This window comes from Mesorhizobium sp. J18, assembly GCF_007829525.1.
GTDB lineage: Bacteria > Pseudomonadota > Alphaproteobacteria > Rhizobiales > Rhizobiaceae > VLJP01.
Map to the genome: position 1 here is coordinate 1 of NZ_VLJP01000061.1, position 13017 is coordinate 13017.

14 protein-coding genes are annotated in these 13017 nt (G+C 61.2%); 10 read left to right on the forward strand and 4 right to left on the reverse strand.

The annotated features are described in order from the left end of the window. The 4 genes from L598_RS18075 to L598_RS18090 all read left to right on the forward strand — a co-directional run. A partial coding sequence (locus L598_RS18075; protein ID WP_144864871.1) for a transporter substrate-binding domain-containing protein occupies positions 1 to 676 on the forward strand: 676 nt, incomplete at its 5' end. 66 nt (positions 677 to 742) lie between these two features. Continuing rightward, the gene (locus L598_RS18080; protein WP_144864873.1) at positions 743 to 1417 is read left to right on the forward strand and encodes an amino acid ABC transporter permease; all 675 of its coding nucleotides are present in this window, start codon (positions 743 to 745) and stop codon (positions 1415 to 1417) included. Next, complete coding sequence (locus L598_RS18085; RefSeq protein WP_144864875.1) at positions 1414 to 2073, forward strand: amino acid ABC transporter permease; 660 nt, start codon at positions 1414 to 1416, stop codon at positions 2071 to 2073. Before L598_RS18080 ends, L598_RS18085 begins: the two co-directional genes overlap by 4 nt. Further along, positions 2051 to 2776 carry an amino acid ABC transporter ATP-binding protein gene (locus L598_RS18090; RefSeq protein WP_144864878.1) on the forward strand — a complete coding sequence of 242 codons (726 nt, stop codon included), beginning with the start codon at positions 2051 to 2053 and terminating at the stop codon, positions 2774 to 2776. Before L598_RS18085 ends, L598_RS18090 begins: the two co-directional genes overlap by 23 nt. 293 nt (positions 2777 to 3069) lie before the next feature. Here L598_RS18090 and L598_RS18095 read toward each other — a convergent pair whose 3' ends face one another. The 4 genes from L598_RS18095 to L598_RS18110 form a co-directional block, all read right to left on the reverse strand. Beyond that, a complete protein-coding gene (locus L598_RS18095) occupies positions 3070 to 3255 on the reverse strand; it encodes a hypothetical protein (protein WP_144864880.1) in 186 nt (61 codons plus the stop codon). A 205-nt stretch (positions 3256 to 3460) separates the two neighbouring features. Then, complete coding sequence (locus tag L598_RS18100) at positions 3461 to 3961, reverse strand: DUF2380 domain-containing protein (RefSeq protein ID WP_144864882.1); 501 nt, start codon at positions 3959 to 3961, stop codon at positions 3461 to 3463. A gap of 127 nt (positions 3962 to 4088) precedes the next feature. Further along, positions 4089 to 5030, reverse strand: a complete 942-nt coding sequence (locus L598_RS18105; RefSeq protein ID WP_144864884.1) for a LysR family transcriptional regulator — start codon at positions 5028 to 5030, stop codon at positions 4089 to 4091. Between the two features lie 219 nt (positions 5031 to 5249). Continuing rightward, positions 5250 to 6656 carry an alpha/beta hydrolase gene (locus L598_RS18110; protein ID WP_246658821.1) on the reverse strand — a complete coding sequence of 469 codons (1407 nt, stop codon included), beginning with the start codon at positions 6654 to 6656 and terminating at the stop codon, positions 5250 to 5252. A 427-nt stretch (positions 6657 to 7083) separates the two neighbouring features. Here L598_RS18110 and urtA point away from each other — a divergent pair, with 427 nt between their 5' ends. The 6 genes from urtA to L598_RS18140 all read left to right on the forward strand — a co-directional run. Further along, complete coding sequence (gene urtA / locus L598_RS18115) at positions 7084 to 8355, forward strand: urea ABC transporter substrate-binding protein (RefSeq protein ID WP_186445088.1); 1272 nt, start codon at positions 7084 to 7086, stop codon at positions 8353 to 8355. Positions 8356 to 8438: 83 nt separating this feature from the next. Then, on the forward strand, positions 8439 to 10055 hold the full coding sequence (urtB, locus tag L598_RS18120; protein WP_144864888.1) for an urea ABC transporter permease subunit UrtB: 1617 nt from the start codon (positions 8439 to 8441) through the stop codon (positions 10053 to 10055). Continuing rightward, positions 10052 to 11257 carry an urea ABC transporter permease subunit UrtC gene (urtC, locus tag L598_RS18125; protein WP_144864890.1) on the forward strand — a complete coding sequence of 402 codons (1206 nt, stop codon included), beginning with the start codon at positions 10052 to 10054 and terminating at the stop codon, positions 11255 to 11257. Before urtB ends, urtC begins: the two co-directional genes overlap by 4 nt. 3 nt (positions 11258 to 11260) lie before the next feature. Further along, positions 11261 to 12010: an urea ABC transporter ATP-binding protein UrtD gene (urtD, locus tag L598_RS18130; RefSeq protein ID WP_144864892.1), complete on the forward strand. Its 750-nt coding sequence runs from the start codon at positions 11261 to 11263 to the stop codon at positions 12008 to 12010. A gap of 2 nt (positions 12011 to 12012) precedes the next feature. Then, positions 12013 to 12708, forward strand: coding sequence for an urea ABC transporter ATP-binding subunit UrtE (gene urtE / locus L598_RS18135; protein WP_144864894.1), 696 nt, complete (start codon positions 12013 to 12015; stop codon positions 12706 to 12708). Then, on the forward strand, positions 12683 to 13017 hold a 335-nt coding region (locus L598_RS18140), incomplete at its 3' end, for an urease accessory protein UreD (protein ID WP_186445087.1). The genes urtE and L598_RS18140, both read left to right, overlap by 26 nt.

Here is a 13017-nt window from a genome sequence, read left to right on the forward strand (position 1 = left end):
CCTGCCGAAGCTTCGTGACGATCTCGTCGGGCTTGTGTCGCTTGTTTGCCATTGTGGTCCTCCTTCATGGTCAAAACCATACTTCAAGGTGGACCCGTTCAATGGGGGTGGATCAGTCGAGCTGGTGCCTGTGACCAGCGCCAACCGAATTCCCTATCTTCAGACCAAGATGGTCGATCTGGTGATCTCCAGCCTTGGCAAGAATCCCGAACGCGAGGCTGTGATCGATTTCAGCGAGGCCTATGCGCCGTTCTTCAACGGCGTGTTCGGCCCGGACGAGTTCGACATCTCCGGCCCGGAGGATCTTGCGGGCCATAGCGTCGGGGTGACGCGCGGCGCGATCGAAGACCTGACGCTGACGGATCTCGTCGGCAGCGACGTGACGATACACCGATATGAGGACAATAACGGCACGATCTCCGCCTTCCTGTCCGGCCAGGTCGAATTGATTGCTACCGGCAATGTGGTCGCCGCTGCGATCCTGGAGCGCAATCCCCCCAAGCGGCCCGAGTTGAAGTTCCTCGTACAGGACTCGCCCTGTTATATCGGCCTCAACAAGGGCGAGCCGGCATTGCTTGATGCCGTCAACGAGATCATCGCCACCGCCAAGACCGATGGGACGCTGGCCGCGATATCGGAAAAATGGCTGGGCCAGCCTCTGCCCGAGGACCTGTAGTCCCTGCCTGTCGGGACGGAGGCTTCGCCGTCCCGGACATGCACTTTATGCCGGGGGACATGGCATATGGGTTACCGGCTCGATTTCGGCTGGATTCCGCAATACTGGCCGGTGCTCGTCAGCGGCATCGGCGTCACGATCTATCTCATCGCCGCCGGCGCGGCGGCGGGATGTCTGCTGGGCATGGTCTGCGCATGGACACGCGCGCTCGGACCGGCATGGGCGAGGCCGGTCGTCGTCGCCTATGTCGAGATGATCCGCAACACGCCCTTTATGGTCCAGCTCTTTTTCATATTCTTCGGGTTGCCGTCGCTCGGCCTCCAGATGACGGAGCTGCAAGCGGCCACCCTCGCCATGATCGTCAATCTGGGCGCCTATAGCTGCGAGATCATCCGCGCAGGCATCGAGGCGACGCCGCGCGGTCAGTTCGAGGCGGGCGCGAGCCTTGCCATGAGCCGGTTCCAGACGTTCCGCTACGTGGTGCTCGTCCCGGCGCTGCAACGCATCTGGCCGGCGCTGTCGTCGCAGATCGTCATCGTCATGCTTGGCTCCGCCGTGGTATCGCAGATCGCGGCCGAAGATTTGAGCTACGCCGCCAACTTCATCCAGTCGCGCAATTTCCGCGCCTTCGAAACCTACATCGTCTCGACCCTGATTTATCTCCTTCTTGCGATCCTGCTGCGGCAGGTGCTCGCCTGGGTCGGCCGGGCGCTATTCCCGAAGCGGAGGTCCGCGCGATGATCGAGTTCACCTTCTGGGACATCCTGCGCAACCTGCTTCTGGCGGCCCGCTGGACCGTGCTTTTGTCGCTGGTCTCCTTCGCGGGCGGCGGCATCGTCGGTCTGATCGTCATGTTCATGCGCATCAGCCCCAACAAGGCAGTCGCTATCATTGCGAAAGGTTATATCGAGCTGTTCCAGGGCACACCGCTTCTTATGCAGCTTTTTCTCGCATTTTTCGGCATAGCCCTGCTCGGTTTCACTGTACCGGCGTGGCTCGCCGCGGGCCTCGCACTGATCCTGTGGACGGCAGCCTTCCTCGCAGAGATCTGGCGCGGCTGCGTCGAGGCTATCGCAAAAGGGCAGTGGGAGGCCTCAGCCAGCCTTGGCATGGGGCGCCTCCAGCAGATGCGCTACGTCATCCTGCCGCAGGCAATGCGCATCGCCGTGCCGCCGACCGTCGGCTTCTCGGTGCAGGTGGTCAAGGGGACGGCGCTGACCTCGATCATCGGTTTCGTCGAACTGACGAAGGCGGGCACCGCGGTCACCAATGCGACCTTCCAGCCCTTTCTCGTCTACGGGCTCGTCGCACTGATCTATTTCGCGCTCTGCTGGCCGCTATCGAAGTCCAGCCAGATCCTCGAAAGGAAGCTAAATGTCGCTCATAAGAATCACTGAGGTGAGGAAGCGCTTCGGCGACAACGAAGTATTGAAGGGCATCACGCTCGATGTGGAGCCCGGAGAGGTAGTCGCCATTATCGGAAAGTCGGGTTCGGGAAAGTCGACGCTCTTGCGCTGCATCAACGGGCTCGAAGCGATCGATGAGGGCTCGATCATGGTTGCGGGCGCCCAGCTTCTGCCGGGAGAAGCGGCGCTGAAGGCGCTGCGGCTGAAAATCGGGATGATCTTCCAGGCGTTCAACCTGTTTCCGCATCTGACGGCCGGCCGCAATGTGATGCTGGCGCAGATGGTGGTGAAGAAGACGCCCGAACCGGAAGCCGAAGCGATGGCGCGCAGGATGCTCGACCGTGTCGGCCTCGCGCATAAATTCGATGCTCATCCGGACGAGCTTTCCGGCGGCCAGCAACAGCGCGTGGCCATTGCCCGCGCCCTTGCCATGGAACCGATGGGCCTGCTGTGCGACGAGATCACCTCGGCGCTTGATCCCGAGCTTGTCAACGAGGTGCTGGCCGTGGTCAGGGAACTCGCCGCGGATGGCATGACACTGATGATGGTCACCCACGAAATGCGCTTTGCGCGCGATGTGTGCAGCCGTGTCGTTTTCATGCATGAGGGGCGAGTCCACGAGATCGGGCTACCCGATATGGTTTTTGCCAAGCCGTCGACGCCTGAGCTGAAGCAGTTTCTCGGAATGCTTTGATCTTGAGACGAGCAAGATCGGGAGGCTTCCGGGCACTGCTTCGGGCTCCCCGCGCGAAAACGTCACCTGACCTGTTTAAGGTTGCGCATGCCCTTCATTTGCAGGCTAATGCAGCTATTCGTGGAATACGGGCCGTTGTTTCTCTGCACCGATATTGGCGTCTCGCTGGCCGAACTAGCGGGGGCTTGAAGCTCGACCAGCGAGACTGGGGCAGGTGAGGGCGCCCCGAGTAATAATTGCAAAATGAATCCGAGAGAAAAGGCCCAATGCGGAATAGAAGCCTTTCTTTTCTTTTAGAAAAGATCTCCGTCTTCCGCCGCGCCGGTGCCGACGATCGCGGCCTCCTGAACGGATGACGAATAGGCATTGTGACCGATAAAGGCAGCGAAACCGCACAGCCAGACCATGGATGCAATCGCCCCTGCTATTCGAAGATAGCGGAGACGGCGCGTACGAACCCCATCCCAGTCATAACCCATGAACCTGCTCTCCCATGTTACAGTGGCGGGGCGCGGCCCCCTGTCGGCAGCCTCGGCTGACGAGGCAGCGGCGCTTGGGGGAGGATAGGCAGATGCCTATCTGCCGAAAATCGAAACGATAGAAAGTCTTCCATTCCATATGTTCATGGCGAGCAGATCGTAAGAGAAGCTCGGTCGGGGCCAATGGCTCTTCCGGGTGGTCTTCCTATTGCAGGATTCTGTTGGCCATCAGCCATTTCGCAGAGCGGGGCCATGCGTGGTTTGCGCCCATGCGAAGATCGGTAAAGCCTTCCGAAACAAGCCTTCCGGATTCAGCGTCGAGGATGCGGATAAACATGGTGTGCTCTGTTCTGTTGATGCGCGTTACAACGCCCAGCAGCGCCAGAGACGCACCGTGCCCCTTGGCTATGTTGCCTTCACACCCTCCGCAGTTGCGCAATCCGTTTGGTGCAAGCGCCTGCTGATCATTCGGTGGAGCGTCGACTATCGCGTAGCGTCCGGACTGGAAGAGCATCTCCTTTGCGACTTGTGTCGACTCGGACAGGTAACGCCTGTCATATTCATCCGGGGGAATTATTCCCGCGCCGGCGCTCTTGTCCTCCAATTCAAAGGGAAAGACCTGGATCGGCACCGGCTTGGTCTGCTCGGCCTGCGCGCAGACGCCTGCAAGCAGTGCCACCAGGACAGTCAATGCGATGCCGCGCATGCCAATCCTCCCGCCCTTCTCCTAGCGGACTCCCCTGACGGGCAACATTCTCATTGTACACTCACAAGCGATATCGTGAAACAAAGCCCAGCCTTTGCCCACCTTTCCCGCCCAAGGGCGGGCTTCGTCATGCGCTGGTCGCCTGACGGGGGGCCTGTATTCTTGCCCAGGGCGCTGTTGCAAGGGATTGGGCCAGATAATCCGTGAGGACGGCAACCCGCATCGGACGGAGCGTGCCGGGTGGCGTCACCAGGTTCAGCGCAATCTCATCGATGGCCCACTCGGGCAATACCTCTTCAAGCCGGCCATCGGCAATCTCCTCCCAGACCATGAACTCCGGTTGCAAAGCAAGGCCATGTCCGGCCAGAAGGGCGGGAGCAAGCGTATCGGCATTGTTGGTTCTGATCCGTCCCTGCACGGAAACGGCGTATTCGCCATGGTCAGCGTGCCGAAACCGCCAGAGCTGGGGGGACGGCAGATTGGTGTATATCAGGCAGGTGTGCTGTTCCAGGTCGCGGGGATGCGCCGGGCGGCCGTGCCGGTCGAGGTAAGCGGGCGCAGCGACAAGAGGACGGCGGACCACGCACAGCTTGCGAGCACGAAGCGACGAATCCGACAATGCCGCGATTCGGAGGGCGAGGTCGAAGCCCTCCGAGACAAGATCGACCAGATGGTCTCCAAGCGAGAGCTCCACGTTTACCTCGGGATACTGGTCGAGAAACGCCGGGATCAGCGGCGCCAGATATCTCATGCCGAACGACATCGGAGCTGCAACGCGCACCAGTCCGCGCGGAATAATCGCCTGCTCGGATGCTTCGGCCTCAGCGGCCTCGCCTTCCGCCAGGATGTGCATGGCCTTGTCGCGCGCCATTTCTCCCGTCTGGGTCAGCGAAAGCCGGCGTGACGTCCGATGCAGGAGAGGCGTTCCAAGACGCTGTTCGAGGCGGGTAATCGCCTTTGATACCGTCGGCTGCGACATTCCGAGAAGTTCGGCCGCCCTCGCGAAAGAACCCGTCTCCGCAACCCTCGCGAACACAGCCCATCCTTCAAGGTCCGGGAGTCGGCTCATGCAAATTCCAGAATGAGTGCGTTGCTATCATTGCAATTTTCAGCATGAAGCATGCCTGCGTATCCTGAAGTTTATGTCAAGGGCGTTATGATGCAATAAATGCTGATTGTTCTGCCCTTTGTGCGCCCATGCTCGCAGCGGTGCGACCACCCGTGAGGACGGCTTCGGCAGCGCCGCTTGGTGGTCGAAAGCGCCGAACAGACGGCATTGGTGGTCTCCCTATCGGGATGCCCGGTAGAGCCCGGTGGCTGCCTGTTTCAGCGCTTCCCGACCTTCCGGCCTGAAATACATCATGTGTCCTCCCTCCAGAACCTCGATGCGGATAGGCCGTGCGCCTGCAAGGGACGGTATCTGGCCCGCCAGATACCGCGAAGTCATGTAGGGCGTAACGAGATCGGTGTAGCCGTTGACGATCAGGACATCGAGCTCGGGATTCAGGGCCCGTGCTTCCTGAAGGTCATCCATGACGCCGGCATAACCCTGGCGCGAGGGACTGGTTCCATAGTCCCAGGAGCGGCTGACATCGCGGCTCAGGAGCCGATAGCTGATATCTGTTCGGAAGTTGAGTTCGTTGCGCGCATAGCCGACAAAGGCGGAGGTGAGCGCGGCCACACTTCGATCGAGCACAGGGTCCGGCCCAGCGCTTCGTGTCTCGTTCGGAGTAACGTCGGCTGTGCCTATCATACCGTCATAGACGCTGAGAATCATACCCTTTTCGCGCGCAAATTCCCTGGCAAAGAGAGATGTCGGAATACGCGCGAAGTTTCTTCGGACGAGATCCGCAGGCAGGCCGGTGATCTCCGCCACGCGCCCGCTCGCCGAGCGGCCACCTTCCTCCAGACCACTGGTCAGCGCGACAAGATAGTCGCCAAGCGCATAGCGTTCGATCTCGGCCAGCCGCTCCCGCAGCGCATCGCCGGTTATGCCTTCATTGAGCAGGCGCACGGCCGCCATGGAAGGAAGTTCGAGCGCCCAATGCAGTGACTGGAATTCGTCCGGCCGCACGAGCGTGAATTCGAGCGCCGGCGATATCAGCACGATGCCGGACGGACTGATGCCGACATCCTCCTGGAGCGTCCGGGCGAGCAGCGCCGCGCGGAACCCGCCATAGCTTTCCCCGACAAGGAAGACCGGCGAATCGGTACGGCCGCTCTGTGCCAGATAAAGCCGTATGAAGGCGCCCATCGAAGCGGCATCCTGGCTGACGCCCCAGAAGCTGCTCGCCTCCTGACCGGGGGCCTCGCGGCTATATCCCGTTCCCACAGGATCGACGAAGACCAGGTCGGTCATGTCGAGCCAGCTGTCGGGATTGTCCGCGAGCTTCTGGGGTGGGGAAAGAAATTCGCCGCTATCTGCCGTCTCGATGATCCGCGGGCCGAGGGCACCGAGATGCAGATAGGCAGCAGCCGCCCCTGGCCCTCCGTTGAATGCGAATGTGACAGGGCGCTTCGGATCAACCCCGGTCTGCCCGGAATTGAGCGTATAGGCAACATAGAAGACTTCCGCAGTCACCTCGCCCTTTCCGGACACCAGTGACAGGGTGCCGGCCCTTGCCTGAAACCGCAGTTCGCGTTCATCGATCGTGATCGAATGCTCGGTCGTCTGCGGCAGCGGAAGAAGCGACAATACGCCCCCTGAAGGCGCGAGCCGTTCGGACAAATCTGCCCGCGCTGCAGGAAGACCGGCCACCAGGAGCATAAGGACGCTGGCTGATAATCTCGGGACGAACCGCACGATCACTCCGTGGCCATATCGACTGTGTTCCGGACAGCATGCCAACGGCACGACGCAACGTCAAAAGTGGTTTGTGATAGCCTAATTCTTGGGCATACTTTCAGCATTGATGAAGAAATAGGCAAACCCTTTTAGTGCTGCACAGTTCTTCGCCGATCTGCGCCGAAAACCTGGGCAGCAACAGGTTGGCAAGCATTTGAAAATAAGAGGTTTTTCCCACCAATCTGGAACTGGCACACTCATTGCTTCCTGCTTGTTGGGCCATAACAATCGCAACAGGGGAAGTGCTATGCATCTGATTTCCAAAACGCGCAGCCTTATGATGGGGGCATCCGTAATTGCGGGGATGCTGCTGGCTGGACCGGGCATCGCCCAGGAGGAAACCATCAAGGTCGGCGTGCTGCATTCGCTGTCCGGGACCATGGCGATCTCGGAGACCACGCTGAAGGACGTCATGCTTATGCTCATCGAGGAGCAGAACAAGAAGGGCGGGCTGCTGGGCAAAAAGCTCGAGGCGGTGGTTGTCGATCCCGCATCCGACTGGCCGCTCTTTGCCGAGAAGGCGCGCGAGCTGATCTCGGTCAACGGTGTCGACGCCGTCTTCGGTTGCTGGACGTCCGTCTCTCGCAAATCGGTCCTGCCGGTCTTTGAGGAACTCAATTCGCTGCTTTTCTATCCGGTCCAGTATGAAGGCGAGGAAAGCCAGCGCAACGTGTTCTATACGGGCGCGGCGCCCAATCAGCAGGCGATCCCCGCGGTCGACTATTTGATGAACGAGGAAGGCGTCGAGCGCTGGGTACTTGCGGGCACCGACTATGTCTATCCGCAGACCACCAACAAGATTCTCCAGGCTTATCTGGAGTCCAAGGGGGTGGCGCCCGAAGACATCATGGTCAATTACACGCCATTCGGTCATTCCGACTGGCAGACCATCGTCACCGATATCAAGAATTTCGGTTCCGCCGGCAAGAAGACGGCCGTCGTTTCAACGATCAACGGCGACGCCAATGTGCCCTTCTACAAGGAACTGGCCAATCAGGGCATCAAGGCAGAGGATATCCCGGTCGTGGCTTTCTCCGTCGGCGAGGAGGAACTGGCCGGTATCGACACCGGCCCGCTGGTCGGCCATCTCGCGGCATGGAACTACTTCCAGTCCGTCGACAGTGAGGCGAATGCCAAGTTCATCGAGGCCTGGCATGCCTTTACCGGCGACGAGGAAAGGGTCACTAATGATCCGATGGAGGCCCACTATATCGGCTTCAACATGTGGGTCAAAGCGGTGGAAAAGGCCGGCACGACGGATGCCGACGCCGTGATTGACGCCATTATCGGCGTCTCCGTGCCGAACCTTTCTGGTGGCTACTCCGCAATGATGCCGAATCACCACATCACCAAGCCGGTGCTGATCGGCGAGATCCAGGACGACGGCCAGTTCGAAACGGTCTGGGAAACGCCGGGCCTGGTGGTCGGTGACGAGTGGTCGGACTATCTGCCCGATTCCAAGGACCTGATCGCCGACTGGCGCGCTCCGCTGTCATGCGGAAACTTCAATGTCGCTACCGGAAAATGCGGCGGCAAGGGCATCAACTGACCTGCCTCCACAAGGCCGGGGGCGGGTAAAAGTTCCGCCTGCCCCTTGCCGCACCTGAAATCCGCCAATCGCGACATGAGCCGATGAAGATCTTGCGCGCCCTATGCATGTTCCTGCTGCCGTTGCTGCTTCTGCCAGGCGCGGCCCATGGACAGGATGCATCGCTGGGCGCGATCGTCGCAAAATTCGCGGATGCCAAGAAATTCGACCAGACGGAAGCCCTCGTGCGCGAACTGGGCGCGACCGGCGATCCCGCGGTGAGGCCAGTCCTCGAGGCGCTCGCCGAAGGAAATCTTCACGTGCGCAAGGCTGATGGGACCGTTTTCATTGTCTCGGAAGCCGGCAAGGAAATGAAGCTGATCGATCCGCTTTCGGGCGAGACGGTCGGCGAGGCGTCCTCGTCTGCGATGAAGAAGGTCCGGGTGAACAACGGGCTGCGCCGCCTCATTCGCGACGTGCTGAGCGCGCTGACCCTGGGTGCGAAAAGCGCCAATGTGCGCATGGCCGCTGTCAACACGATGTTCGCCAATCCGGACCCGGAATCGATCGAAGCTCTCGATGCGGCAATCGAAGTGGAGACCGATCCTGCGGTGAAGTCCCGCATGGAGCAGGCACGCGCGGCGGCCGTGGTACTTTCCGACCGGCCCGAGAAGGACAGGATCGATGCCGTCGAACTGCTGGGCTCGCTCGGGGATCGTGGCGTGCTGTCCCTGCTTGCCACCGTCGAGGCCAATGCGGAAGGCGATCTCAAGCAAGCTGCCGCGAACGCCACAGCCAAGATCAGGAGCGTGCTCGCCGCCTGGGACGTGGCGCAGAATGTCTGGTTCGGCATTTCGCTCGGATCGGTACTTCTGCTGGCGGCCATCGGCCTTGCCATCACCTTCGGCGTCATGGGCGTCATCAATATGGCGCATGGCGAGATGGTGATGGTGGGCGCCTACACGACCTTCGTGGTCCAGGGCGCCGTCCGCGCCTTCGCGCCCGCCCTGCACGACTGGTCGCTGGCCTTCGCACTGCCCCTGGCTTTTCTTGTCGCCGGCGCGATCGGCGTTGCCATCGAACGCGGCATCATTCGCTTTCTCTACGGGCGTCCGCTGGAGACCTTACTCGCCACCTGGGGCGTTTCGCTTGTATTGCAGCAGGCGGTTCGGACTATCTTCGGCCCCAGCAACCGCGAGGTCGGCAACCCTTCATGGATGTCGGGCAGCTTCGAGATCGGACATCTGGCGATCACCTGGAACAGGCTGTGGATCGTCGCCTTCTCGCTCGGGGTCTTCGCCTTGCTGCTGTTCATCTTCAACCGCACCGCCTGGGGGCTGCATATGCGCGCGGTTACCCAGAACCGGCGCATGGCCTCATCCATGGGCATCCGCACCCCTTGGGTTGACGCCTTCACTTTCGGTCTCGGCTCCGGCATCGCCGGAATCGCTGGCGTGGCGCTCAGCCAGGTCGGCAATGTCTCTCCGAACCTCGGACAGGGTTACATCATCGATTCCTTCATGGTCGTGGTCTTTGGCGGCGTCGGCAATCTCTGGGGCACGCTGCTTGGCGCATTCTCGCTCGGCGTCGCCAACAAGTTCCTCGAGCCCTATGCCGGTGCGGTGCTCGGCAAGATCATCGTCCTGGTGCTTATCATCCTGTTCATCCAGAAGCGCCCGCGCGGCCTGTTCGCGCTCAAGGGCCGGTCGGTGGAAGCATGATCGCCGCCCGCTTCCTCCGCGACGGCATCGACCGGCGCATCGGACTCCTTCTGGCGATCCTGCTGGCCGCCGCCGTGCTGGTGCCGCTGCTCAATCTGGCGGTTCCTCCGACCAGCAGCTTCCACATGCCCACCTATCTTGTGGCCCTGCTCGGCAAATATCTTTGCTATGCGATGCTGGCTCTGTCTCTCGACCTTGTCTGGGGCTATTGCGGCATTCTGAGCCTCGGCCACGGAGCCTTCTTCGCGCTCGGCGGCTATGCGATGGGCATGTATCTGATGCGCCAGATCGGAGCGCGGGGCGTCTATGGCAATCCCGATCTGCCCGATTTCATGGTCTTCCTCAACTGGAAGGAGCTGCCCTGGTACTGGTACGGTTTCGACCAGTTCTGGTTCGCGGCGCTGATGGTCATGCTCGCGCCGGGACTTCTCGCCTTCGCTTTCGGCTGGCTCGCCTTCCGTTCGCGCGTCACCGGCGTCTATCTGTCCATCATCACCCAGGCCATGACCTATGCCTTGCTGCTGGCCTTCTTCCGCAACGATATGGGCTTTGGCGGCAATAACGGCCTGACCGACTTCAAGGACATACTGGGCTTCAATCTGCAGGCCCGGGCGACACGCGCCGCTCTTTTCTCGATCAGCGCGCTGATGCTATCCGGGGCGGTGATCATCACGGCCGCGCTCGTCAGCTCCAAATACGGAAAGCTGATGATTGCCGTGCGCGACGCCGAAAGCCGCACCCGGTTCCTTGGCTGGCGACCGGAAAACATCAAACTTTTCGCCTTCACCATATCGGCCGTCATGGCGGGCATTGCGGGAGCTCTCTACGTTCCGCAGGTCGGCATCATCAATCCCAGCGAGTTTTCGCCGGCGAATTCGATCGAGATCGTGATCTGGACCGCCGTCGGCGGACGGGGCACCATTCTCGGCCCCGTCATCGGCGCGGTTGCCGTCAACTGGGGCAAGAGCTGGTTCACCGCCGCAATGCCGGAATTGTGGCTGTTCGCACTGGGCGGGCTGTTCATCGCCGTGACGCTGCTTCTGCCCAAAGGCATTGTTGGCACATGGGATGAGTGGCGTGCGGCACGCAGGGCGCGCCGTTTGCCGAACGAACTGGCGCCGGTTTCCGAGCCGTCCCTTGCTGAAGCCGCCGCCCGCACGGCCCGGCACTCCATCGACCCCGGACCGCAGCCGGCCGAGTGACAAATGAACAAGACGACGGATACGATACTCTATCTCGACGGCGTCTCTGTTTCGTTCGACGGCTTTCGCGCCATAAACAACCTTTCGCTAGTGCTGAACAAGGGCGAAATGCGAGCGATCATCGGCCCCAATGGCGCCGGCAAGACCACGATGATGGATATCATAACCGGCAAGACGCGGCCGGATATGGGCGAGGTCTATTTCGATGGCACTCATGACCTGACCCGCTATGACGAAGCCGACATCGCCGTGCTCGGCATCGGTCGGAAATTCCAGAAGCCGACCGTATTCGAGAGCCACACCGTGGAGGACAATATCGCTTTGTCCCTGAAGGGTCCGCGTGTCGTCCTCTCCACCCTTTTCAACCGGCGTTCTGCCGAAGAAGCCAGCAGGATCGATGCGATCCTCGCCACGATCCGGCTCGAGGAACGCCGGAACGAACTCGCATTCAATCTCAGTCATGGTCAGAAACAGTGGCTGGAAATCGGCATGCTGCTGGCGCAGGACCCCAAGCTGCTTCTCGTGGACGAACCGGTCGCCGGAATGACCGACGCGGAAACGGAAGAGACGGTCCGCCTGCTCAAGGACATCGCCAGGCACCATTCGGTAATCGTGGTCGAACACGACATGCATTTTGTGCGTGAGCTCGGCGTCAAGGTCACCTGCCTTCACGAAGGATCGGTCCTGTCGGAAGGCAGTCTCGACCGCGTGTCGGAAGATCCGCGGGTGATCGAAGTCTATCTGGGGAGGTGACGATGCTGGAAATCACCGATGCAAGCCTTCACTACGGCGCCGCCCAGGCGCTGCGCGGCGTTTCGCTGACGGCGGAGACAGGCCGCATCACCTGCGTGCTCGGGCGCAACGGCGTCGGAAAGACAAGTCTGCTGAGGGCAGTGGTCGGTCAGCACAGGCTCAGCAGCGGCAGCATCTCCTTTGAGGGCAAGGTGATCGACAGGAATGCGGCCTACGACCGCGCCCGGTCGGGCATCGCCTTCGTGCCGCAGGGGCGGGAAATATTTCCCCTGCTGACGGTTCGCGAGAATCTGGAAACCGGCTTTGCGCCGCTGCCGAGATCGCAGCGCACCATTCCCGATCATGTCTTTGAGCTTTTTCCGGTTCTGGCAGACATGCTGTCGCGCCGTGGCGGCGACCTTTCCGGCGGCCAGCAGCAGCAACTGGCGATCGGCCGGGCCCTCGTCATGCGCCCGAGGCTGCTGGTCCTCGATGAGCCGACCGAAGGCATTCAGCCGTCGATCATCAAGAATATCGGCCGTGCGATCGAGTGGCTTCGCGACAGCATGGGCATGACGATCCTGCTGGTCGAACAATATCTGGATTTCGCTCGGGGACTTGCCGATAAGGTCGCAATAATGGATCGTGGCGAAATCGTCTTTGCCGGAAACGCGGCAAGCCTGGATGAGCCGGATGTACGCCGTCACCTCATGCTTTGAGCCTTCCGGAGGCTCGCTTTCGCCTGCCGATGCCGCGGCCCTGCCGAGGCTGCAAAGGGCGCGCGGGCATTCGCGCATAACGTTCAGGCGGCGCGGCGCGGTCACCTGCCTTGACAGGCTCTATCAGGAGGGCGCCTCCAAGATCCGGCTGCCGCGCATGACGGACGCTGTCCCGGAAGCCGTGCTGATAAACACCGCCGGCGGTTTGACCGGGGGCGACAGCCTCACGACGGGGATATCGCTGCAGGCGGGGGCGCATGCCGCGCTGACGACACAGGCCTGCGAGCGTGTCTACCGTTCGGCGGGCGG

Bases quoted from the DNA above. Each gene is read 5' to 3' on its own strand.
- L598_RS18105 (WP_144864884.1), bottom strand. From the start codon at position 5,030: ATGAGCCGACTCCCGGACCTTGAAGGATGGGCTGTGTTCGCGAGGGTT.
- urtC (WP_144864890.1), top strand. From the start codon at position 10,052: ATGATCGCCGCCCGCTTCCTCCGCGACGGCATCGACCGGCGCATCGGA.
- urtB (WP_144864888.1), top strand. From the start codon at position 8,439: ATGAAGATCTTGCGCGCCCTATGCATGTTCCTGCTGCCGTTGCTGCTT.
- urtD (WP_144864892.1), top strand. From the start codon at position 11,261: ATGAACAAGACGACGGATACGATACTCTATCTCGACGGCGTCTCTGTT.
- urtA (WP_186445088.1), top strand. From the start codon at position 7,084: ATGATGGGGGCATCCGTAATTGCGGGGATGCTGCTGGCTGGACCGGGC.
- L598_RS18100 (WP_144864882.1), bottom strand. From the start codon at position 3,961: ATGCGCGGCATCGCATTGACTGTCCTGGTGGCACTGCTTGCAGGCGTC.
- urtE (WP_144864894.1), top strand. From the start codon at position 12,013: ATGCTGGAAATCACCGATGCAAGCCTTCACTACGGCGCCGCCCAGGCG.
- L598_RS18080 (WP_144864873.1), top strand. From the start codon at position 743: ATGGGTTACCGGCTCGATTTCGGCTGGATTCCGCAATACTGGCCGGTG.
- L598_RS18090 (WP_144864878.1), top strand. From the start codon at position 2,051: ATGTCGCTCATAAGAATCACTGAGGTGAGGAAGCGCTTCGGCGACAAC.
- L598_RS18085 (WP_144864875.1), top strand. From the start codon at position 1,414: ATGATCGAGTTCACCTTCTGGGACATCCTGCGCAACCTGCTTCTGGCG.
- L598_RS18095 (WP_144864880.1), bottom strand. From the start codon at position 3,255: ATGGGTTATGACTGGGATGGGGTTCGTACGCGCCGTCTCCGCTATCTT.